We start from the raw sequence: 22423 nt of genomic DNA on the forward strand, positions 1-22423 counted from the left end.
GGCCGCGGCCTCCGTGCCCGCTCCGGCGGCCAGCCAGGAGCAGCAACTTGCCGCTGCCCGAGAGCCTGAAGCCCCGGCACCCAAGCCCGAGCTGATGGCGGCCGCGCCGGCCACACCGCCCGCGCCGCCGCCCACCGAGCCCACCCGTGCCGTGCCCCAGCCGGAGCCGGAGGATGAGGCGGCCCTGCGCCTGATCCAGAAGGTCGATCCCGATATCCCGCGCCAGCTGGCCAGCAGTGTCCGCAGCGGCTCGGTGATGGTGAGATTCCAGGTCAAGCCGGACGGCACGACCACCAAGGTCGAGAGTCTGGGCAATGCCAACAAGCGACTGGCCGCCAGCGCGATTGCGGCAGTCCAGCAATGGAAATTCGCACCCATTCCCAAGCAGCGCGAGGCCACGGTCGAGATCGGCTTCAAGCTGGACTGAGCCTGCGCCTGCCGCCGCTCAGCCCGCCACCTCCGCGGGACAGCGGCTGAGCACCTCCACCATGGCGTCGAGAAAGGCCCGGGTGCGTAAGGGCATCAGCCGCCGTTCCGGGAAGACGGCCCAGCAGGGCACCGGCGGCAGTTCCCAACCGGGCAGTACCCGGACCAGCTCGCCCCTGTCCACGAAGGGCTGGGCGAAGTGCGAGCCCACGGCCGTGATGCCAACGTCGGCACAGGCCATGCGCAGCAGCATGTCGGGCGCATTCACGAGCGTCTTGAGTTGCGGCAGGCCTTCCCAGTGCTCCCAGCGCCCTTCCATGCCGCGGCGCAGCTTCCAGGGCTGGGCGTCGCCGTGGCGACTCAGGATCATCAGCCCGTGCATGCTGCTGAGTGCCTCGGGCAGCTGCGGCTCGCCGTGCCGGGCCAGGTAGCCAGGCGAGGCATAGAGCCCGGTGCCGATGAGGGCCAGGCGCCGCGCGGCCAACTGCGAATCTTCCGGCAGGGCGCCCATGCGGATGGCGAGGTCGAAGCCCTCGGCGATCAGGTCCACGCGGCGGGGTGAGAGGTCCAGTTCCAACTGCACCTCGGGGTTGTCGCGCACGAAGCGGGAGAGCATGTCCGGCAGGGCCTGCTGGGCGAAGTCCCCGGGCATGGAGACCTTGAGCCGGCCGCGCGGCCGCTGCTGGCGGTGCAGGGCCAGGGCCAGGGCGCCATCGACCTCGGACGCCACCACCCGCGCATGTTCCAGCACGCCCTGACCGAACTCAGTGAGCGCCAGCCGCCGCGTGGAGCGCTGCAGGAGCTTCTCGCCCAGGCGCTCCTCCAGTGCGGCGATGCGGCGCGACACCGTGGACTTGGGCAGGTGCAGGCGCTCCGCCGCCCGGCTGAAGCTGCCGGCCTCCATCACGCGGGCAAAGAGCAGCAGATCGTCGGCTTCCAGGCTCATGGGTATTGTTCCTTTGGCGGAACAATATTATCCATTCAGTGGGCTTCTGGTGCTTTGCGGAGATCAATACAGTTCAGCCATGCCATCAATACGCCGCGCCGCGGTGACCAAGGAGCCCGGTATGAACATTCTGCAAATCAACACCAGCGCCCGCCGCCTGCAAGAAAACGGCCAGGGCTCCCACTCCACCCGTCTGGCCAATGAGCTGGTCGCCGCCCTGCAGGAACGCGAGCCTGCCACCCTGTCCGTGTTGGACCTGGGCCAGCAGACCTTGCCCGCGCTGGACGAAGCCACCCTGCAGGCCCTGTTCACCCCGGCCGAGCAGCGCAGCGAGGCCCAGGCCGCCCGCGTGGCGCAGGACATGGCCCTGATCGAGCAAGTCAAGGCACAGGACGTGCTGGTGCTGGCCGTGCCCATGATCAACTTCGGTATCCCGACCCAGTTGAAGCACTGGATCGATGCCATCGCCAAGGCCGGCGTGACCTTCCGCTACACCGCCAACGGCCCCGAAGGCCTGCTGCTGGGCAAGAAGGTCTACATCGTGCTGGCCCGCGGCGGCGTCTACCGCGACCAGCCCAGCGACACCATGGTGCCCTACCTGAAGACCGTGCTGGGCTTCCTGGGCATGACGGATCTGCACTTCATCTACGCCGAGGGCCTGGCCATGGGCCCGGACGCCGAGGCCGCCGGCCTGGCCGCTGCCCGGGGGCAGATCGTGGCCCTGCTGCAGGGTGAAGAGCAGCCGGCCTGAGGGAAAGTCCCGGCCTGAACAGGCGGATCGCCGCAGCCGGGCATGTCACCATCGCGCGCATTTCAACGGGGACCCGATGTCCGCGAGAAGGAGCGCAAGATGATGGCAGCCTGGATCCGCAGCGAGCCCCAGCAGGCTCATGTCAGCGTGGCATTGGTGCGATGGGCCGTGGCCCTCGTCATCCTGATGCACCCGCTGCACGGCTTTCTTCACGCGGAGAACATTCCGCGCTTCGGCGAGTACCTGTCCTCGCTGGGCTTCCCGCTTGGCGGGGCTCTGGCCTGGGCGGTCCTGCTGACCCAAACGGCCGCCAGCCTGCTGATGCTGGCGGGGCGTCTGGTGGTGCCGGCCTGCGCGGCCCACATGGTGGTGCTGCTGACCGGCATCGTCGTGTTCCATTACCCCCTGGGCTGGTACGTCGTTGGCCCGGGAGCCGGTGGCATGGAGTTCAGCGTGCTGATGATCAGCTGCCTCTGTGCCGTCGCCTGGGCTCACTGGCCCCGGCATCGTGGTCCCTGAGTGCGGCCCCTGGGTACGTCCCGTCGCGGGACGGCATGAGGCCGCAGGATGAACTGAACGGAGATTCCTCATGCAAACCCCGCTGCACAACCTGACCCAGCCGCGCGCTGTTGAACGCCTGGTCGCCGGCCAGCCCACCAGCGATGGCGCAGGCGTCAAGCTGACCCGGGTGCTGCCCCACACCCTGCAGCAGCGCCTGGACCCCTTCCTGATGCTGGACGCTTTCGGCTCGGACCAGGCCAACGACTACATCGCCGGCTTCCCCGATCACCCTCACCGCGGCTTCGAGACCATCACCTACATGCTGGAAGGCCGCGTGCGCCATCGTGACTCGGCCGGCCACGAAGGCCTGCTGCAGAGTGGCGGCGTGCAGTGGATGACGGCCGGCCGCGGGGTGATCCATTCCGAGCTGCCGGAGCAGGAGGAGGGCCGCATGGAAGGCTTCCAGCTCTGGCTCAACCTGCCGGCTCGGAACAAGCTCTGCGAGCCCTGGTACCGCGACATCCCCAGCAGCGAGATCCCGCAGTGGGAAGGCGAGGGCATGGTGGTCCGCGTCATCGCCGGGGAGCACCGCGGCGTGGCCGGCGCAGTGCAGCGCGAGCACACCGAGCCGCTCTACCTGGACGTGCACCTGCCGCCAGGCGCCCGCTTCGAGCAGACCCTGCCGGACAGCCACAACGCCTTCGTCTATGTCTACCGCGGCGCCGTGCGCTTCGACAGCGGCTGCTCCGTGCCCCGGCAGCGCATGGCCATCCTGGCCAACACGCCGGGCAGCGACGGCGTGCGCCTGAAGGCGGGCGAGGAGGGCGCGCGGCTGCTGCTGATCGCCGGCCGGCCTCTGGGCGAGCCCATCGCCCAGTACGGCCCCTTCGTGATGAACACTCAGGCCGAGCTGATGCAGGCGGTGCGGGACTTCCAGAGCGGCCGCCTGGCCTGAGCCAGTGCGGGACGGGCCGGAGGCAGCCCGCCGGTATTGACGATGCTCAAGAACCGCGAGGCTTGTGCAGCGAGTCGTGGCGCGAGTGCAGTTTGCACATTGTGCGATCTGCGCCCACGCATTCACACTTTGTTGCATGAACCCGAACTTGCAGTACGAGCACGACACCGTCCCCGCCGCCCTGGATGCCCTGGCCCATGCCGCCTCGCCCGGCCGCCCCAAAGCTGGCACCCAGGTCCATACCGACCTCAACCAGCTCTGGCAGCAGATGCAAGTCGGCCATGTGGCCCGGGCGGCGCGCCTGGGGGAAGCCCTGATCGAGGCCGGCCTGCTGAGCCGCCCGCAACTGCAACGGGCCCTGGGGCGGCAGCTGGGCGCGGTGCCCCATGTGCCCATCGGTGAACAACTGGTCAAGGACGGCGTGCTGACCCCGGCCCAGCTGCGCCAGATGCTGGCCGCCTGGCAGGGCGTGCCCACCGTGGACCTGGGCTGCGTGAGGCCCGAAGCCGATGCCCTGGCCCAGATCCCCCGCATGATTGCGCTGCGCGAGTCGGTCTGCCCGCTGATGGTGCGGGCTGACGTGCTCGTGGTCGCGGTGGCCGATCCCTGGGACCAGCATCTGCTGGAGGTGCTGCGCTTCGTCTCCGAGCTGCATGTAAGGCCGGTGCTGGCACGCCCGGGCACCCTGCTGCCCGCCATCGCGCAGGCCTACCAGCAGAACCTGGCCGGCGTGGTCAAGGCCCCGGGGGAGAGCACTGACAAGGCCCTCGCCCCCGCCGTCCAGGCCACGACCATTCGCGAGCTGGCCCAGCAACTGGCGGAGGCCGAGAGCGTATCGGGCGACACCGAGGTGGGCGTGGTGGCCGAGTCGGACAACACCCTTGTGCGCCTGGTCAACCGCCTGATTACCGATGCCATTGAGCTGGGCGCCTCGGACATCCACATCGAGGCCTCGGACACGCCGCGGCCTGTGCGCATCCGCCTGCGCATCGACGGCGACCTGGTCCGCTACCTGGAGCTCCCCAGCCGCGTGCGCTTCGCCCTGGTGGCCCGCCTGAAGATCATGGCGGACCTGGACATCTCCGAGCATCGCCGCCCGCAGGACGGCAAGATTGACTTCAGCCGTTTTGGCGGCTCGCCGGTGGAGCTGCGCCTGGTGACGGTACCCACCAATACCGGCCTGGAGGACGTGGTGCTGCGTCTGCTGGGCGGCATGAAGCCGCTGCCGCTGGATGAGGTCGGCTTGTCTCAGGGCAACCTCGAGGGTCTGCGGCGCGTGATGGCCAAGTCCTACGGCCTGCTGCTGATCTGCGGCCCCACAGGCTGTGGCAAGACCACCACCCTGCATTCGGTGATGCGTGAGCTCAACGAGGACAAGCGCAAGATCTGGACGGCCGAGGACCCCATCGAGATCACCCAGGAAGGCCTGCGCCAGGTGCAGGTCAATGCCCGCATCGGCTGGACTTTTGCGGCGGCCATGCGCACCTTCCTGCGGGCCGATCCGGACGTGATCATGATCGGCGAGATGCGCGACGAGGAGACGGCGCGCATCGCCATCGAGGCCTCGTTGACGGGTCATCTGGTGATGTCCACTCTGCACACCAACTCGGCGCCCGAAAGTGTGACGCGGCTGCTGGAGATTGGCCTGGACCCCTTCATGTTCTCCGACTCCCTGCTGGCCGTGCTGGCACAGCGCCTCGTTCGCCGCCTCTGCCGGGACTGCCGCGTGATGGAAGCCCTGGACGAGCGGGCCGCGCATTCCCTGGCCCAGCTCTATCTGCAGACGCCGCTGCCGGGGCTGTCGCCCGACACCCTGCTGGCCCACTGGCGCGAGCGCTTCGGCGTGAGCGGTCAGCTGATGCAGTACCGCCACCATGGCTGCGATGCCTGCGGTGGCACGGGATACCGCGGGCGCCTGGGCATCCACGAGCTGCTGGTGGCCGACGACGCCCTGCGCACCCTGGTGCGGCGCCGCGCCTCGGCCGCCGAGATGTTCCAGTTGGCCCTGCAGTCGGGCATGCGCACCCTGCGCCAAGACGGCATCGAGAAGGTACTGGCAGGCTTGACCGACCTCCCCGAGGTGCTGGCCGCCAGCAATCAGTGAAGGGCTCGTGAACACAGGAGGATTCCCCATGAAGACGTCCCTCGCCCCCGCCCTCGCCCTCCCGGTCGGCCCCCTGAGCCTCGAAGTGCCCGCACTCCTGCTCAGCAGCCTGGGCGAATGGCTGGCAAGCCACGCCCTGCGCCTGCAGGCAGCCGCCGACGATCCGGCGCGCGTCCTGCAGGCGGGCGCCGAGCTGGAGCAGTTGGGCCTGGAGATGCAGGCTCTGGTTCACGCCCTGCGCGGCGCGCGTCCGGCAGCGGCCGAACCCCTGGACCTGCAGGCCGCGGCCGCGCAGGCCCTGGCACAGTGGCAGCCGGCCTGGCAGCAGGCGCGGCAGCGGGTCGAACTGCAGGCCGGCCCGGCCGTGGTCCAGGCGTTGGATGCGGGCTTGCTGCAGCACGCCCTGGACCTGCTGCTTGGGCATGGCCTGGCTGGAGGGCACGATGTGCGCCTCGGCGTGGAGCCCCTCGGCGAGGGGCTTCAGGTACTGCGTCTCTCGGGGGTGGGCCAGGCGGCCGGCGAGGACGAGCTGCACTGGCAGCTGCTGCGTCTGCTGGCCCGGGCGCGCGGCTGGGGGCTGGAGCGGCGGGAGGGGCAACAGGCCGGCACGCTTGATCTGACCCTGATCCTGGGGCGGCTCGCCGCAGAGCCCGAGGGCATTGACGAGGAGCACCTGCCCCGCCGCCGCCTGGACCGGGCGCTGCGGGTGCTGGTTCTGGATCCGCATGAGCCCAGCCGTGTGGAGAGTGCCCGCCTGCTGGGCCAGGCGGGCCTGGCCTGCGACTGCCTGGCCAATCTGGACCAGGCGCGAGAGCTGCTCGCCGCCGCGGATCCGGGCTGGACCGCCCTGGTCTCGGGCATCGCCGCCGACGCGCCCGGCATGGCGGACTTTGCCGCCCAGCTGCGCGAGCGCTACGGCTTGAGCCGCTGGATCGAGCTGGTGGACGAGGACTACCGGTTCGACATCGCCGTGCCCGGCGGTTTGCGCCCAGCGCGCCTGGGTCGGCAGGACCTGCAGAACACCTTGCTGCCCGCGCTGGCCGGCTGAGTCAGCGGCCGCTGGGCCGCATCGGGGCACTGCCGCACGGGCTCATTCCGCGGCCGGCCCCCCGGCCAGGCCGTCCAGGATGGGGCAGTCGGGGCGCTCATCCCCATGGCAGCACTGGGTCAGCTGCAGAAGTGTCTGGCGCATGGCCTGCATCTCGGCCAGGCGGCGGTCCAGGTCGGCGATGTGGGCCTGCGCGATCTTCTTGACCTGGCTGCTGGCGCGGCGCCGGTCCTGCCACAGCTTCAGCAGCTCGGCGATCTCGGCCATGGAGAAGCCGAGATCCCGGCCGCGGCGGATGAAGCGCAGGATGTGGACCTCGCGCTCGCTGTACTGGCGGTATCCGGCGTCCGTGCGCGACACCTCGCCCAGCAGCCCCAGGCTTTCGTAGTGGCGCAGCATCTTGGCCGAGACGCCGGAGCGGGCCGCGGCCTCGCCGATATTGAGCAGTCCGTTCATGCGCGCGGCCTCCAGCGCTGCAGCAGCAGTGCATTGCTGATCACGGTGACGCTGGACAGGGCCATGGCCGCGCCTGCGATCACCGGGCTGAGCAGACCCAGGGCCGCCAAAGGGATGCCCACCACGTTGTAGGCAAAGGCCCAGAAGAGGTTCTGGCGGATCTTGGCCACGGTGCGGCGCGACAGGGCGATGGCCTCGGCCACCAGGCGCGGGTCCGAGCGCATCAGCGTGATGCCGGCCGCATGCATGGCCACATCGGTGCCGCTGCCCATGGCCAGGCCCACATCGGCGGCGGCGAGAGCCGGCGCGTCGTTGATGCCGTCGCCCACCATGGCCACGCACTTGCCGCCGGCCTTGAGGGCCGCCACCTGCTGGGCCTTGTGCTCGGGCAGCACCTCGGCGTGCACCTCGTCCATGCCCAGCTCGCGGCCCACGGCCTCGGCAGCGCCGCGGTTGTCACCGCTCAGCAGCACGGTGCGCACGCCCAACTGGCGCAGTTGGGTGATGGCCTCACGCGAGCTGGGCTTGATCGGGTCGCCGAAAGCCAGCAGGCCCAGCAGTTCGGGGGCTGCGCCCGCCGCGGTGCGCCGGGCCAGCCAGGACAGGGTGCGCCCCTGTGACTGCTGGGCCTGGGCCCGGTCCTGCAGGGGGCCGAGATCTACGCCCAGCTCCTGCATGTAGCGACTGCTGCCCAGCATCAGCTGCACGTTCTCCAGCGATGCCTCCAGCCCTCGGCCTGCCACGGCCCGGAAGTCGGCGGGCTTGGGCAAGACCTGCCCCTCGCCGGCGGTGCGTTCCCGCCAGGCCGACAGCACGGCCTTGGCCAGCGGATGCTCGCTGCCCTGCTGCAACAGGGCGGCCAGGCGCAGCAGGCCGAGGTCGTCGATGAGGGTGCTGGCCTGAAGGTCCAGCAGTTTCGGATGGCCTTCGGTCAGGGTGCCTGTCTTGTCGAAGGCCACGACCTCAAGCTTGCGGGCCAGCTCCAGGGCTTCGGCGTCCTTGATCAGCAGGCCGCGCCGAGCCGCAACGCCGGTGCCGGCCATCAGCGCGGCCGGCGTGGCCAGGCCCAGGGCGCAGGGGCAGGCGATGACCAGCACCGCCACCGCATGCAGCAGGGCTCGCTCCCAGTCGCCGGTGCCCAGGCCCCAGGCCAGCAGGGTCATCAGGGCCAGGACCACCACCACCGGCACGAAGACGGCGCTGACCTGATCGACCAGGCGCTGGATGGGCGCCTTGCCCGCCTGCGCCGACTCCACGAGGCGCACGATGCGCGACAGTGTGGACTCCGCGCCGAGCGCGCGCACCTCCAGCAGCAGCAGGCCCTCGCCATTGACGGCACCGCCGATGACGGCCTCGCCCACGCCGCGAGCCACGGGCAGGCTCTCGCCGGTGATCAGGGATTCGTCCACATGGCTGGTGCCTTCCAGCACGGTGCCGTCCACGGGGATGCGCTCGCCCGGCCGCACCACGACGCGGTCGCCCAGCATCAGGGCGGCCACGGGCAGTTCCTGCTCACTGCCGTCGGCGCGGCGCTTGCGTGCGGTCTCGGGGCGCAGCTCGCGCAGGGCACGGATGGCCTCGGTGGTCTGGTGCTTGGCACGGGCCTCCAGGTGCTTGCCCAGCAGGACCAGGGTGATGACCACCGCGGCCGACTCGAAGTACAGGGACATGCTCATGGGCCCGTGGCGCAGCAGCTCGTAGACCGAGAGCCCGTAGGCCGCGCTGGTGCCCAGGGCGACCAGCAGGTCCATGGTGCCGCTGCCCGCCTTCAGCGCGGCCCAGCCCTTGCGGTAGAAGCGCGCACCCAGCACGAACTGCACCGGCGTGGCCAGGGCCAACTGGATCCAGCCGTTGAGCATCCAGTGCGCGCCCCACAGCAGACCCGCCATGGGCAGGATCAGGGGCAGGCTCAGCAGCACGGCCAGGACCAGGCCCAGCCGGCCTTCCTGCAGCTGCTGCCATAGGGTCTGTGGCTGCGCCTCGGCGTCAGCCTGGCTGCCGTCGTCGATCAGCCGCGCGCCATAGCCGGCTTGGGTGATCGCGGCGATGAGGGCGTCGCTGTCGGCGCAGGCCAGGGAGCGCACGCTGGCGGTCTCGGTGGCGAGGTTGACGCTGGCTTCCAGCACCCCCGGCAGCTTGCGCAGCACCTTCTCGATGCGGCCGGCGCAGGACGCGCACGTCATGCCCGTGATGTGCAGCTGCCATTGCCGCTCGCGCAGGCCGAAGCCGCCCTTGCGCAGGGCCTGGGCCAGGTCCTGCAGACTGGGCTGGCCGCTGAGGTCGGCCTGCTCGGTCGCGAGGTTGACCGTGACCGCGCTGACGCCGGGCACCTGGCCCAGCAGTCGTTCGACTCGCTTGACGCAGGACGCGCAACTCATGCCCGTGACGGGCAGGCTCAGGGTGGGGGATGTGTTCATGGCCTCAGTCTCAAGCTTCACCTGATGGTAAGGTCAAGCGGGCGGCCATGTCCGTTCGGTCAGTGCGGTTGGAGCCGGTGCGCTTGACCTTTCCATCATGGGAATGATTAAGCTGGCCCCGTCATCGAACAAGCAAGGAACTCGATATGAGCAGCTTCCACCTTCCCGACATGAGCTGTGGCCATTGCGTGGCCGCCATCACCGAGGCACTGAAGGCCGCGGATCCCGAAGTTCGCCTGGAGTTCCAGCGCGAGGCCCGCACGGTGCAGGTCCAGAGCCGGTTGGACGATGCGCGCTTGGCCGCCTTGCTGAGCGAGGCCGGCTACCCGCCGGCCGCTGGCTGAGCGCCCGCAGCGGCGGGGCCGGGCCGCCTGCGGCCGCTCTGCCGCCTTGCGCGCTCAGGGTTTGCCCTTGATTGGGTGTTCGGATAGTGATGCATAGGGTTTGCATGTAGCTAACACGCATCGAAATTCGGCTCTTTGTGTCGACGTGATGCGCGTTTTGTAAAGCTGGTGAAACAATTGGCCCTCGCTCAGCGTCGAGGCTCCTTTGATGGCGCCGGCTGGCGCAACACCAAAAACGCCCCTCGCTGCTGCGAGGGGCCCGTTGAACAGAGGGTTTCCCATGTCTCGCTATATCGATCGTCAGGGCAAGCTGGCCCTGACCAGCATTGCCATCGCCAGCAGCCTGAGCTGCGGTGCAGCCAGCGCCGCCGAGCCGCAGCAGCTGGAACGGGTTGAAATCATCGGCAGCCACATCAAGCGTGTGGATGCCGAGGGCTCGTCCCCCGTCCAAGTGGTGCGTCGCGAGGACATCGCCAAGAGCGGCGCCGGCACCGTGCGTGAACTGATCGGCCAGTTGGCCGCCAGCACCGGCAGCCTGAGCGACCTCGGCGGCAGCAACAGCTTCGCTGGCGGTGCCAGCTCGGCCTCGCTGCGCAACCTGGGCAAGCAGTCCACCCTGATTCTGCTGAACTTCCGCCGCGTGGCCTCGTACCCGCTGGCCGACTACAACCAGGTCTTCACCAACATCGACACTCTGCCGGTGGAAGCCGTCGAGCGCGTCGAAATCCTGCGTAGCGGCGGCTCCGCGCTGTACGGTTCGGATGCCGTGGCCGGTGTGATCAACATCATCACCCGCCGCGACTTCCAGGGCGTGATCGGCAAGGTCACCAGCGAGACCTCGCTGCAGAACCAGCGTTTCGACAACAAGGCCGTCACCCTGACCGCAGGCTATGGCGACCTGGCCAAGGACCGCTTCAACGTGCTGGCCAACATCGACGTCTACACCCGCGAGACGGTGATGTGGAACGAGGTGCTGGATGATGTGAATCCGGCCTACGGCAAGTACTCCAGCGGCTTTGGCACGCCCTCGAGCTATTCCTATCCGGGCAATGTGATGGCCAAGCTGCCCAACGGCAAGCTGGGCCTGGTGCCGGCGAAGGGCTGCGCCGAGTCCAACATCGTAAACGGCCTGTGCCAGTACAACCGCTACGAGCGCTTCGAGGCCCAGCCCGCTTCGGATCGCGTCACCGGCATCATCTCGGGCAAGTACCAGTTCAACGCGGACCTGCAAGGCTTTGCCGAGGCTGTGTTCGCCCGCAACAAGACGGCCTACAAGAGCGCCTTCCCGGCCTACGGCTCCAGCCAGCCTGCCACCGTGTGGGGTGACCCCAGCACCAACGGCCTGCTGAGCTACCGTGACCGCGGCCTGCCCGCCGGCCACCCGCTGAACAACACCGGCGCCGAGGCCGAGTTCCGCTACCGCTTCGCCGACGCCGACACCGGCAAGAAGGCCACCACCGACCAGTACCGCGTGCTGGCTGGCCTGAAGGGCACGACGGGCAACTACGACTGGGAGACCGCTGTTGGCGCCATGGGGGGCAAGACCCGTTCGGACCAGCGCGGCACCTTCAGCGTGAAGGGCTTCAAGGAAGTCATCGGCGACTACACAAAGCCCGTGCTGGACGCCGACTTCTTCAACAAGCCCAACGGCTACAAGATCGGCCAGGAGAACAGCGCCGAGGTGCTGGGCAAGCTGTTCCCGGTGTTCGGGTACGACGCCCGCGTCACGCAGTACTTCATCGACGGCCGCGTGTCGGGTGAAGTGGGCAACCTGCCGGCCGGCCCCATCGGCTTCGCCGCCGGTGCCGAGCTGCGCCGCGAGGAAATGAAGATCACGCCCACCGGCGGCCTGCAGGGCGGCGACATCGTCGGCTACGGCTCGGTGAGTGCCAACGCATCGCGCAGCTACTCCGCCTTCTTCGGCGAAGCGAGCTTCCCGGTGCTCAAGTCCCTGGAACTGCAGGCCGCTGGCCGAGTGGACAAGTTCCCCGGCATCTCGGCCCACTTCTCGCCCAAGCTGAGCGCCCGCTTCCAGCCGACCCGTGACCTGCTGCTGCGCGCCACGATCGAGAGCGGCTTCCGCGCGCCCAACCTGACCGAGAGCGCCCCCTCAACCAAATTCGCCTTCAACAACGGCGTCAATGACCCGAAGCGCTGTAAGGCCGCCACGGACTACGCACGCGACCTGAAGGCCGATGCCGCCAAGCTGCCCAACAGCGATCCGAACAAGCAGCTGCTGATCGCCAGGGCCGACAACGTCGTGGGCGAATGCTCGCGTGGCGTGGCCAGCATCGTGGCCCACAACCCGGACCTGAAGCCCGAGACCTCGGTGAGCCGCACCTTCGGCATGGCCTTCTCGCCGGCCAAGGATGTGTCGATGACCATCGACTACTGGCACATCGTGCGCAAGGACGAGATCGGCCGCAAGAGCACCAATGACCTGCTGAACGTCGAGGACACGCTGGCTCCCGGCATCGTCAACCGCGACAGCCTGGCGAACGATCCCATCTTCGACGCGGCAGCTCAGACCAAGTATGGCGTGACGGCAGGCCGCCTGGCTTCGGTGGTGGCGAGCTTCGAGAACCTGTTCCGCACCAAGACCTCGGGCATCGACCTGGGCTTCAAGGCACAGCGCTCGACCGACATCGGCACCCTGGGCCTGGACCTGGACCTGACCTACCTGATCCAGTTGAAGAACTGGAGCCCGCTGCTGGGCGCCAATGGCGGCTATGGCGACAACCTGGCCGGTCGCTACAGCTATCCGCGCTGGAAGTCCAAGCTGGCGCTGTCCCACTCGGCAGGCAAGGTGGCTCAACAGCTGAGCTTCCACTACCAGAACAGCACGGCGCTCAACAGCGACTTCAACTCGACGGCCTGGACCGAGGCGGACTGCGCCAAGACCAAGGGCCTGCAGGCTGACCAGTGCCGCTTCGCTGCCTACTCGCGCGTGGACTACAACATCAGCTACAGCCCCATCAAGGCGCTGCGCCTGAGTGCCAACGTCCGCAACCTGCTGAACACCCGCCCGCCGGTGGACTACCGCGGCTTCGGCGTCGGCGGCATCGTTCCGCCGGATCGCGAGGACGTGCAGGGCCGCCTGCTGCGCCTGAGCGCCGAGTACACCTTCTATTGATCCATTCCCGAGGGGGCCGCAGCTTCGCGGCCCTCGAAAGGCAAAGGCCGGGCATCTGCCCGGCCTTTTTCGTTCAAATGGAGCCCCTATGGAGCCCTCATGGAGCCCACATGAGGCGCCCCTGTCGGGCTCAGTCCAGGCGCAAGTTCAGGCGCACCCAGGTGGTCGTGCCCTGCGGCCGGTTGCGCACGGCGAATTCCTTCAGCACCTTCACGTCGGCCGACCACACGCCGTCTTCCGACACATAGGCCAGCATCGGGCCCAGGGCCCGCACGCGGGCCTTATTGCCGCTGGCAGCGACGCCGGGGCCGTCGTCCTTGGTGGTCTGCTCGACCAGATAGCCCTGCAGGCCCAGGCGCCATTCGTCGTTGACGCGGTACATGGCGGCGTAGTCGGCATGCAGGTACTGGCCGGAGCGCACGTCGGTGGCGGTGTTGCGGGTGTTGACAGAGTAGGTGGCGCGCAGGCCCAGCTCCACGCCGTTCTCCCAGACCTTGGAGGCCAGCAGCAGGGGGCGCACGGTCCAGAACTTGCCGGCGCCGGGGTTCACGGCCTGTTTGGCGTCGTAGGTGCCGGTGGGGGCAACCACGCTCAGGCCCAGCACCAGGCGGCTGTCGTCCTGTTGCCAGTCCACGAAGCCTGCGAGGTCCAGGTCGCCCTGGCCGCTCTTGCTGCCGGAGCGCTGGGCGCCCTGCTGGTCCAGCAGGTTCTGCACGGCCGTGGCGGCGCCCGCCGGCGCGCCGGCGGGCAGGGTGGCGCTCAGGCGGACGTCATTGCGCTGGCGCACCAGGGGCAGGGTGGCGGAGAAGCCCAGGCGGCCGTCAGCCACCAGCTTCTCGGTGACCCAGGTGCCGCGGGCCACGAAAACATCAGCCTCAATCTCGCCCTGGATTTGCACCGGCAGCGTGCCCAGCGGCGTGGCGGCCTGGGTCTGCAGGGCCTGGCCGTCGTCGCCCTTGAGGCGCTTGGCGCTGTAGTGCTGCAGCCAGAGCTGGCCGTACCAGCCGGGGAACTGGGGCGTGGCGAGTTCGTAGCTGGGAGCGCCCAGCAGCGCGCGCAGCTGGCCGTTTTCGGTGGCCAGTGCGGAGCCCATGGGGGCCAGGGCAGCGAGGAGGGCCAGGGGGTACTTCTTCATGGGTGGTCCTGAAAGCCGGGTTTGGAAACCATGCAGCCGCCGACGCCGGCACAGGGCGGCGCCGGGCGGCAGCGGGGGGGAATGGGCCGGATGCTGCCAGCCTTGGCGTGAAATGCACAGCGATCGGCCTAGAGAGGACTGCCGAATCGCCGCGCCTTGCGCAATCTTGCCGCTCCTGTCTGCTGCGTGTCGAGGCGCACTTCTTTATGATCCGCGCCCTGGCAGTACCTTTCCGATGTGGCGCTGCCGCATGCCAAGGAGACAAGATGCTGCAATTCCTGCGACCCCTCGCGATGGGCCTGCTGGTGCTGGCGGGAGCCGCCCAGGCGAGCGATGTCAAGTTCGAGGGCTTTGATTTCCCCGCCACGGCGACCGTGGGCAACCAAAACCTGGTCCTCAACGGTGTGGCGGCGTCCAGCATTCTCTCGACGCGCTCCACCGTCGTGGCCTTCTACCTGCCCAGCAAGCAGACGACCATGGAGAGCGCCACCGGCGTCAAGGGCCCCAAGCGCATCCAGTTCTACATGCTGCGTGCTGTGTCGGCCAGGGACCTGGCCAATGCCATGCTGGACCGCATCCGCCAGAACGTGACGACCGAGGAGTTCTCGGCCAATGTGATCGCCACCTCGCAGCTGGGCGCTCTGTTCGGCCAGCGCAGCAAGGTCAACAAGGGCGATCTGGTGGTGATCGACTACAACCCGGCGGAGAAGCTCACCGAGTTCACCCTCAACGGCAAACGCCTGGGTGATCCAATTGCCGGCGAGGCTTTCTTTCCCATGATGATGAAGGTGTGGATCGGCCCCAAGGTGCGCGACTCCACCCGGGACGGCCTGCTGGGCCTCACCAAGCTCGAAGGCTGAGCCCCCCGCCTTACGCCGCGCCTTGATCGATAGTCGCCCCGCCCGGGGCGTTTTTTCATGGAGACGCGGCACCAGATCAGGCCTGATCGAGGGCGCGCTGCAGCGTGTCCTTCAGGCCGCGCAGGCGCAGCAGCTCCTCGTTTGGCGCCTGCAGAGCGGGCCACAGCAGGGCGACAAGGTCGCGCGCACTCTGGTCCACATTGATCTGCCGCCCCGCGATGATCACCTCCCACAGCATGTGTTCCATGGGTCCGAAGACCAGGGAGCGCAGCATGCGCAGGGGGATGTCCTGCCGCACCTGGCCGCGCTGCTGGCCGCGCGAAAGCAGTTCCATCAGCGGCGCGGTGTAGCGGCGCTGCAGTTCGATGAAGGCCTCGCCAAACTCGCTGCCGCCGGTGATGTCGGCCTCACGCTTGCGGCCCTCGGAAAGCACCAGCTCGCACAGGCCTGTGCCCTGGATAAGGAACAGCCGCAGATGGGTGTGGACCACGAACTCCAGCTGCTCGCGGATGGGGGCCTCGCGGGGCAGGCCCTGCTCGATGGCCTCGATGATCTCGTCGTACCAGTCGGCGATCACTCGCATGCACAGCTCGCGCTTGCCGCGGAAATAGGTGAAGACCGTGGCCTCGGAGATGCCCAGGCGCTTGGCGATCTCGGTGGTGGTGGCGCGCTCGTAGCCCTTGGCGGCGAAGACCTCGCGGCCCGCGCGCAGGATGTCCCGCACCCGCTGCTCGGCCTTGGCGCCCGCAGGAGCGCGGCGCTGCATGGCGGGCGGCGTGGCGGCGGGGGTGTCGGCGGGGAAGCTCATGCGGTCCATTTTCCCTGAATTTCTGAGTCGAACTCAAGTCTTGCTTGCTGGGGTCATTCCTCTGTCGTATCCTCACGGTTTCGCGAGCCCTGCGAACGCGGTTCAATGGGTTTCACATGATGAATTGAGCTTGACTCAGATCAGGCTCCGCACCCCGTCCGCCAGGAGACACCATGTCCGTGCTGCACAGCAAGCTCAACGCGCGCTCGGCCGATTTCAAGGCCAATGCCGAGGCCATGCAGGCCCTGATCGCCGACCTCAACGCCCGGCTGGCCAAGATCGCCGAAGGCGGTGGCGAGGCGGCCCGCGCCAAGCACACGGCCCGCGGCAAGCTGCTGCCGCGCGACCGCGTGGAGATGCTGCTGGACCCCGGCACGCCCTTCCTGGAGATCGCGCCCCTGGCCGGCCTGGACATGTATGACAACGCCGCGCCCGGCGGCGGCATGATTGCCGGCATCGGTCGCGTCAATGGCGTGGAGTGCGTGATCGTCTGCAATGACGCCACCGTCAAGGGTGGCACCTACTACCCCGTCACCGTCAAGAAGCACCTGCGCGCCCAGGAGATCGCCGAGCAGAACAAGCTGCCCTGCGTCTACCTCGTGGACTCTGGCGGCGCCAACCTGCCCAACCAGGACGAGGTCTTCCCGGACCGCGACCACTTTGGCCGCATCTTCTACAACCAGGCCAACCTCTCGGCCCAGGGCATTCCGCAGATCGCCGTGGTGATGGGCTCCTGCACGGCGGGCGGCGCCTATGTGCCGGCCATGAGCGACGAGACCATCATCGTCAAGAACCAGGGCACCATCTTCCTGGGCGGCCCACCGCTGGTGAAGGCAGCCACCGGCGAAGTGGTGAGCGCCGAGGACCTGGGGGGCGGCGACGTCCACACCCGCCTTTCCGGCGTGGCCGACCACCTGGCCGAGAACGACACCCACGCCCTGGCACTGGCCCGCAACGTGGTGGCCAGCCTGAACCGCAGCAAGCCCCAGCCCCTGCGCCTGCAGGCACCTCAGGCGCCGCTGTTCGATCCGGCCGAGCTGCACGGCGTGATCCCCACCGACACCCGCAAGCCCTTCGACGTGCGCGAGGTCATCGCCCGCATCGTCGATGGTTCCGCCTTCGACGAGTTCAAGGCCCGCTATGGCAACACCCTGGTCTGCGGCTTCGCTCACATCGAGGGGATGCCTGTGGGCATCGTGGCCAACAACGGCATCCTCTTCGCCGAGAGCGCCAACAAGGGCGCCCACTTCATCGAGTTGTGCTGCCAGCGCAAGATCCCGCTGGTCTTCCTCCAGAACATCACCGGCTTCATGGTGGGCCGCAAGTACGAGAACGAAGGCATCGCCCGCGCCGGCGCCAAGATGGTGACGGCCGTGGCCTGCGCCAATGTGCCGAAGTTCACCGTGATCATCGGCGGCTCGTTTGGCGCTGGGAACTACGGCATGTGCGGCCGCGCCTACAGCCCGCGCTTCCTGTGGATGTGGCCCAACGCCCGCATCTCCGTGATGGGCGGCGAGCAGGCGGCCAGCGTGCTGGCCACGGTCAAGCGTGACGGCATTGAGGCCAAGGGCGGCCAGTGGAGCGCCGAGGAAGAGGAGGCCTTCAAGGCCCCCATCCGCCAGCAGTACGAGGACCAGGGGCACCCCTACTACGCCAGTGCCCGCCTGTGGGACGACGGCGTCATCGACCCGGCCGACACCCGCCGCGTGCTGGCCCTGGGTCTTTCCGCTTCGCTGAACGCGCCCATCCCGGACGCCAAGTTCGGTGTCTTCCGCATGTGATGTATACAGTGTGTGCTCCTTCAGGAAAACGTACACATCATGCGCACCAATATCGAGATCGATGACGAGCTGATGGCGAAAGCCCTGCAGGCCGGCCCCTTCAAGACCAAGAAGGAAGCGGTCGAGGCGGGGCTGAAGCTGCTGGCGCGGCAGGCGGCCTACCGCGAGCTGCTCAAGTGGCGCGGCAAGCTCAAGTGGGAAGGCGGTGATGACGTCGATTGGGCGGCCGCGCCCGAGTCCACGCCCCTGTCCGTCCACGAACCGGCTCCGGGGAAGCGCCGTGCTGGTCGTTGATTCCAGCGTCTGGATCGACTTCTTCTCGGGTGCCTCGCACCCGGCCGTCGATCAACTGGCTGCGCTGCTGGAGCAGGGCGAGCTGCGCCTGGTCGTGCCGGATCTGGTGCTGTTCGAGGTCCTGCGCGGCTTCCGCCATCCGCGCGAATTGCGGCAGGCCACGCTGCTGATGCAGAGCCTGGCCGTCGAGACCACCGGCGGCGAGGCGCTGGCCATGGCCGCTGTCGATCACTACCGCAGCCTGCGCGCCCAGGGCTACACGGTGTGCAGCCCCATCGACGTGCTGCTGGCCACCTTCTGCATCGAGAACGACTACGCCCTGCTGCACAAGGACCGCGACTTCGACGCCCTGGAGGTCCACCGCGGCCTCAAGGTCTGGAAGCACTGACGAGAGAATCCCATGACGAGCATGCTCAAGATCGAACGCCAGGGTCACGTGGCCCGCGTCACCCTCAATCGCCCCGAGGTTCGCAACGCCTTCAATGAGGGCGTCATCGCCGAGCTGACCGAGGCCTTCGCCACGTTGGGGCAAGACCTGACCCTGCGCGCCATCGTGCTCGCCGCCGAGGGCAAGGCCTTCTGCGCGGGGGCCGATCTCAACTGGATGAAGGCCATGGCTGGCTACAGCTGGGACGAGAACCACGCCGACGCCAGCCGCCTGGCCGAAATGCTGTGGACGATCTACAGCTGCCCGGTGCCCGTGGTCGCCCGCGTGCAGGGCGATGTCTATGCCGGCGGCGTGGGCCTGGTTTCGGTGTGCGACATGGTGGTGGCGGTGGAGGGCGCGGGCTTCTGCCTGTCCGAGGCCAAGCTGGGCCTGCTGCCGGCCACCATCGGCCCCTATGTGGTTCGCGCGCTGGGTGAGCAGGCCTCGCGCCGCTACTTCGTGAGCGCCGAGCGCTTCGGTGCCGCCGAGGCCCACCGCCTGGGGCTGGTGCACGAGCTGGCCACGCCGGAGACCCTGGACGCCAAGGTGCAGGGCCTGCTCGATGCCCTGTGCGTCAACGGCCCGGCCGCCGTGCGGGCCTGCAAGAAGCTGGTGCAGGACGTGGCGCACCGCGAGATCACGCCGCAGCTGCGCGACGAAACGGCCCGCCGCATTGCCGACATCCGCGCCTCGGCCGAGGGCCGCGAGGGCGTGCAGAGCTTCCTGAACAAGAGCAAGCCCAGCTGGCTGGCCTGACCCTGCACCATGGCCGACGACCGCTCCACCGCCGCCTTGCAACGCCGCAGCCTCGACGCGGTGTGGCACCCCTGCACGCAGATGGCACGCGCCGAGCGCGTGCCGCCGCTGCCCATCGCGCGTGGCGACGGGCCCTGGCTCTTCGACTTCGATGGCCACCGCTACTTCGACGCCAACAGCTCCTGGTGGGTCAACCTCTTCGGTCATGCGGATATCGGCATCAACGCCGCCATCAAGAAGCAGCTGGACACCCTGCCGCACGTGATGCTGGCCGGTTGCACGCACGAGCCCGCCATCCGCCTGGCCGAGCGCCTGAGCGCACGCACCGGCGGCGCACTGGGCCATGTCTTCTTCGGCAGCGATGGCGCCAGCGCCGTGGAGATCGCGCTCAAGCAGAGCTTCCACAGCTGGCGCAACCTCGGCCAGTCCGAGAAGCGCGAGTTCGTGTGCCTCAGGAACGGCTACCACGGCGAGACCATCGGTGCGCTGGCCGTGACCGACGTCGCCATCTTCCGCGATGCCTACGACCCCCTGCTGATGCGCGCCCACATCGTGGACTCGCCCGACAGCCGCCTGGGCAACGAGGCCGCGGCACTGACCGCGCTGCGCACGCTGCTGGCCGAGCGCCATGCCCACATCGCCGCCGTGATCCTGGAGCCACTGGTGCAGGGCGCGGCCGGCATGGTGATGCATTCGCCGGACTACCTGCGCCAGGTGCGGGCGATGACCCGCGAATTCGGCGTGCACTTGATCGCCGACGAGATCGCTGTGGGCTGCGGGCGGACGGGGCAGTTCTTTGCGTGGCAGCACACACAGCCGGCATCGGCTGACCAGTGGCCCGATTTCATCCTGCTGTCCAAGGGGATCACGGCCGGCACGCTGCCGCTGTCGCTCGTGCTCACCACCGACGCCGTCTACCGCGCCTTCTGGTCCGAGGACGTCACCCGCGGCTTCCTGCATTCGCACTCCTACACCGGCAATGCGCTTGCCTGCGCCGCGGCCAACGCCGTGCTGGACCGCTTCGATGCCGGCCAGCTCCAGCACAACGCAGAACAGGCTTCGCAATTGGCCGAGGCCTTTGCCCCGCTGGCGAAGCATGCGCGCGTGGCCCATCTGCGGCAGCAGGGCATGATTCTGGCCTTTGACGTGGAGGCGGCGCCTGCGGGCTTTGCCGAGGCCTTCCACCTGGCCGCGCGGCGGCATGAGCTGCTGATCCGCCCGATTGGCCGCACGGTCTACCTGATGCCGCCCTACCTGATCGACGCCCACGTGGCGCGTTGGCTGGCGGAGGCGGTGCGTCGCACCCTGGCCGATCTCTTCCCTGAATCCGATGTTGCTTGATCACCTGAGTTCCAAGCTGCGCGCCATCGAAGCGCAGTCCCTGACCCGTTTCCTGCGCGAGGCGGAAAGCCCCACCGCGCCGCACCAGACCGTACGCGGTGCCGACGGCATCGCCAGAGAGCTGCTGATGTTCTGCAGCAATGACTACCTGGGCCTGGCCGCCCACCCGCGCATCGCCGAAGCGCTGGCCGAGGGCGCGCGGCTCTATGGCGGCGGCAGCGGGGCCTCGCCCCTGGTCAGCGGCCATTCGGTCGCGCACAAGCGCGTGACCGACACCCTGGCCGACTGGTTCTCGCCCCACATCCCCCACGCCCGCGCCCTGGGCTTTTGCACCGGCTACATGGCGAATTTGGCGGTGGTGACGGCGCTGGGCGACGTCGAGGCAGAGATCTTCTCCGAGAGCCTCAACCACGCCTCCCTGATCGATGGCACCCGCCTGGCCCGCGCCCGGACCCTGCGCTACGGCCACGCCGACGTCGCGGGCCTGCGCGCCCTGCTGGCCGCGAGCACGGCCAAGGTCAAGCTCATCGTCACCGACGCCGTCTTCAGCATGGACGGCGACATCGCCCCGCTGCCCGAGCTGCTGGCCCTGGCAGAGGAATTCGACGCCTGGCTCATCGTGGACGATGCCCATGGCTTCGGCGTGCTGGGGCAGAAGGGGCGGGGCTCGCTGGAGCACTTCGACCTGTGCAGCGAGCGTCTCATCCTCGTCGGCACCCTGGGCAAGGCTGCGGGCCTGGCCGGCGCCTTCGTGGTCGCGCACGAGACCATCACCGAGTACCTGCTGCAGGCCGCGCGCAACTACATCTTCTCGACCGCCTCGCCGCCTGCCGTGGAGCATGCGCTGCTGACGAGCTTCGACCTCATCGAGAGCGAGATCGGTCAGGCGCGCCGCGAGCACCTGAAGGCCCTGCAGCAGCAGCTGGCCCAGGGCATCAAAGCCCTCCTCAAGCGCCACCGCGGCCTGCCCTGGCGCCTGGCACCCAGCGAGACGCCCGTGCGCCCCCTAATCGTGGGCGGCAATGCCGAGGTGATGCAGCTGGCCGCGCGCCTGGAGCGCGAAGGCCTGCGCGTGCCGGGCATCCGGCCGCCGACTGTCGCCGTGGGCGAGGCGCGCCTGCGCATCACGCTGTGCGCCACGCACACCGCGGCCGACGTCGATCGCTTGCTCGCCGCCCTCGAAACCGCGGCGGCCGACATGGAGCGCGCCGCAGCATGAGCACGCGCCTGCAAGGCCTGTTCATCACAGGCACCGACACCGAGATCGGCAAGACCTGCGTCACCGCCGGGCTGACGCACGCCCTGGCCGAAGCCGGTGCGCGCGTGGTGCCGGTGAAGTCCCTGGCCGCGGGCCAGGAGCAGGACGCGCAAGGCCAGTGGGTCAACGAGGACGTGCTGCAGTTGCATTCCGCCCAGCGCCTGGGGCTCACGCCCGCGCAGGTCGGCCCGGTGCAGTTCCGCGAGGCCTGCGCGCCCCACATCGCCGCTCGCCTCGAAGGCCAGACGCTGGCGCGCGAGCCGCTGCTGGCTGCCATCCGCGCCAGCGCGCAGCTGGGCGAGCTGGCCCTGGTCGAGGGCGTGGGCGGCTTCCGCGTGCCGCTCAATGACGATTACGACACCGCCGACCTCGCCGCAGATCTCGCGCTACCCGTGCTGCTGGTCGTGGGCCTGCGCCTGGGCTGTATCAACCATGCCCTGCTGACGGCCGAGGCCGTGCGCGCCCGCGGCCTGCGCCTGGCCGGCTGGGTGGCCAATACTGCCGACCCGCATCAGTCGCATGTGGCCGACAATGTCGCCGCGCTGGCCGCCCGCCTGGGTGTGCCCTGCTGGGGCCAGGTGCCCCGCCTTTCGCATCCTTCTCCCGCGGCCGTCGCCGCGCATTTCTCGCTGACGCCAGCGGCCCTGCTGCAGGCTGTGCGGCAAGTCCAGGAACCCTGACC

At 68.8% G+C, this 22423-nt stretch carries 21 protein-coding genes; 16 read left to right on the top strand and 5 right to left on the bottom strand.

The window, feature by feature from the left end; all coding sequences use genetic code 11:
• Positions 1–427, top strand: a 427-nt coding sequence (locus tag H5407_RS17010) for a TonB family protein (protein ID WP_183105674.1), incomplete at its 5' end; no start/stop codon positions are given.
• Between the two features lie 18 nt (positions 428–445).
• Here the strand turns inward: H5407_RS17010 and H5407_RS17015 are convergent.
• Positions 446–1372, bottom strand: a complete 927-nt coding sequence (locus tag H5407_RS17015) for a LysR family transcriptional regulator (protein ID WP_183105675.1) — start codon at positions 1370–1372, stop codon at positions 446–448.
• 121 nt (positions 1373–1493) lie between these two features.
• Between H5407_RS17015 and H5407_RS17020 the strand changes: the two genes are divergently transcribed.
• From H5407_RS17020 to H5407_RS17040, 5 genes are all read left to right on the top strand, one after another.
• A complete protein-coding gene (locus H5407_RS17020; protein ID WP_183105676.1) occupies positions 1494–2123 on the top strand; it encodes an FMN-dependent NADH-azoreductase in 630 nt (209 codons plus the stop codon).
• A gap of 99 nt (positions 2124–2222) precedes the next feature.
• Complete coding sequence (locus tag H5407_RS17025; RefSeq protein WP_183105677.1) at positions 2223–2642, top strand: DoxX family protein; 420 nt, start codon at positions 2223–2225, stop codon at positions 2640–2642.
• A gap of 82 nt (positions 2643–2724) precedes the next feature.
• Complete coding sequence (locus tag H5407_RS17030) at positions 2725–3579, top strand: pirin family protein (protein ID WP_404935640.1); 855 nt, start codon at positions 2725–2727, stop codon at positions 3577–3579.
• Between the two features lie 136 nt (positions 3580–3715).
• On the top strand, positions 3716–5683 hold the full coding sequence (locus H5407_RS17035; protein WP_183105679.1) for a GspE/PulE family protein: 1968 nt from the start codon (positions 3716–3718) through the stop codon (positions 5681–5683).
• Between the two features lie 28 nt (positions 5684–5711).
• Positions 5712–6731, top strand: coding sequence for a hypothetical protein (locus H5407_RS17040; protein WP_183105680.1), 1020 nt, complete (start codon positions 5712–5714; stop codon positions 6729–6731).
• A gap of 42 nt (positions 6732–6773) precedes the next feature.
• Here the strand turns inward: H5407_RS17040 and cueR are convergent, their stop codons facing one another.
• The gene (cueR, locus tag H5407_RS17045; protein WP_183105681.1) at positions 6774–7187 is read right to left on the bottom strand and encodes a Cu(I)-responsive transcriptional regulator; all 414 of its coding nucleotides are present in this window, start codon (positions 7185–7187) and stop codon (positions 6774–6776) included.
• Positions 7184–9604 (bottom strand): heavy metal translocating P-type ATPase, encoded by a 2421-nt coding sequence (locus H5407_RS17050; protein WP_183105682.1) that lies wholly within the window; start codon positions 9602–9604, stop codon positions 7184–7186. The genes cueR and H5407_RS17050 overlap by 4 nt, the downstream gene beginning before the upstream one ends.
• A gap of 146 nt (positions 9605–9750) precedes the next feature.
• Between H5407_RS17050 and H5407_RS17055 the strand changes: the two genes are divergently transcribed.
• Positions 9751–9948 carry a heavy-metal-associated domain-containing protein gene (locus tag H5407_RS17055; protein WP_183105683.1) on the top strand — a complete coding sequence of 66 codons (198 nt, stop codon included), beginning with the start codon at positions 9751–9753 and terminating at the stop codon, positions 9946–9948.
• 280 nt (positions 9949–10228) lie between these two features.
• Positions 10229–13081, top strand: a complete 2853-nt coding sequence (locus H5407_RS17060; protein ID WP_183105684.1) for a TonB-dependent receptor domain-containing protein — start codon at positions 10229–10231, stop codon at positions 13079–13081.
• Between the two features lie 130 nt (positions 13082–13211).
• Here the strand turns inward: H5407_RS17060 and H5407_RS17065 are convergent, their stop codons facing one another.
• Positions 13212–14216, bottom strand: coding sequence for a transporter (locus H5407_RS17065; protein ID WP_183105685.1), 1005 nt, complete (start codon positions 14214–14216; stop codon positions 13212–13214).
• A gap of 266 nt (positions 14217–14482) precedes the next feature.
• Between H5407_RS17065 and H5407_RS17070 the strand changes: the two genes are divergently transcribed.
• Positions 14483–15076 carry a chalcone isomerase family protein gene (locus H5407_RS17070; RefSeq protein WP_183105686.1) on the top strand — a complete coding sequence of 198 codons (594 nt, stop codon included), beginning with the start codon at positions 14483–14485 and terminating at the stop codon, positions 15074–15076.
• Between the two features lie 76 nt (positions 15077–15152).
• Here H5407_RS17070 and H5407_RS17075 read toward each other — a convergent pair whose 3' ends face one another.
• Entirely contained in the window at positions 15153–15884 is a 732-nt protein-coding gene (locus tag H5407_RS17075) for a TetR/AcrR family transcriptional regulator (protein ID WP_183105687.1), read from the bottom strand.
• 173 nt (positions 15885–16057) lie between these two features.
• Between H5407_RS17075 and H5407_RS17080 the strand changes: the two genes are divergently transcribed.
• From H5407_RS17080 to bioD, 7 genes are read left to right on the top strand one after another with little or no spacing between them, the layout of a single operon-like run.
• Positions 16058–17665 (top strand): carboxyl transferase domain-containing protein, encoded by a 1608-nt coding sequence (locus H5407_RS17080; protein ID WP_183105688.1) that lies wholly within the window; start codon positions 16058–16060, stop codon positions 17663–17665.
• A 39-nt stretch (positions 17666–17704) separates the two neighbouring features.
• The gene (locus H5407_RS17085) at positions 17705–17959 is read left to right on the top strand and encodes a type II toxin-antitoxin system VapB family antitoxin (protein WP_183105689.1); all 255 of its coding nucleotides are present in this window, start codon (positions 17705–17707) and stop codon (positions 17957–17959) included.
• Positions 17946–18347, top strand: a complete 402-nt coding sequence (locus H5407_RS17090; RefSeq protein WP_183105690.1) for a PIN domain nuclease — start codon at positions 17946–17948, stop codon at positions 18345–18347. The genes H5407_RS17085 and H5407_RS17090 overlap by 14 nt, the downstream gene beginning before the upstream one ends.
• A gap of 12 nt (positions 18348–18359) precedes the next feature.
• Positions 18360–19142: an enoyl-CoA hydratase/isomerase family protein gene (locus H5407_RS17095; RefSeq protein WP_183105691.1), complete on the top strand. Its 783-nt coding sequence runs from the start codon at positions 18360–18362 to the stop codon at positions 19140–19142.
• Between the two features lie 9 nt (positions 19143–19151).
• The gene (gene bioA, locus H5407_RS17100) at positions 19152–20483 is read left to right on the top strand and encodes an adenosylmethionine--8-amino-7-oxononanoate transaminase (RefSeq protein ID WP_183105692.1); all 1332 of its coding nucleotides are present in this window, start codon (positions 19152–19154) and stop codon (positions 20481–20483) included.
• Positions 20473–21702 carry an 8-amino-7-oxononanoate synthase gene (locus tag H5407_RS17105; RefSeq protein ID WP_183105693.1) on the top strand — a complete coding sequence of 410 codons (1230 nt, stop codon included), beginning with the start codon at positions 20473–20475 and terminating at the stop codon, positions 21700–21702. The genes bioA and H5407_RS17105 overlap by 11 nt, the downstream gene beginning before the upstream one ends.
• Complete coding sequence (gene bioD / locus H5407_RS17110) at positions 21699–22421, top strand: dethiobiotin synthase (protein WP_183105694.1); 723 nt, start codon at positions 21699–21701, stop codon at positions 22419–22421. The genes H5407_RS17105 and bioD overlap by 4 nt, the downstream gene beginning before the upstream one ends.
• The last annotated feature ends 2 nt before the right edge of the window (positions 22422–22423 follow it).

The organism is Mitsuaria sp. WAJ17 (assembly GCF_014174515.1).
Classification (GTDB): Bacteria; Pseudomonadota; Gammaproteobacteria; order Burkholderiales; family Burkholderiaceae_C; genus Roseateles_B.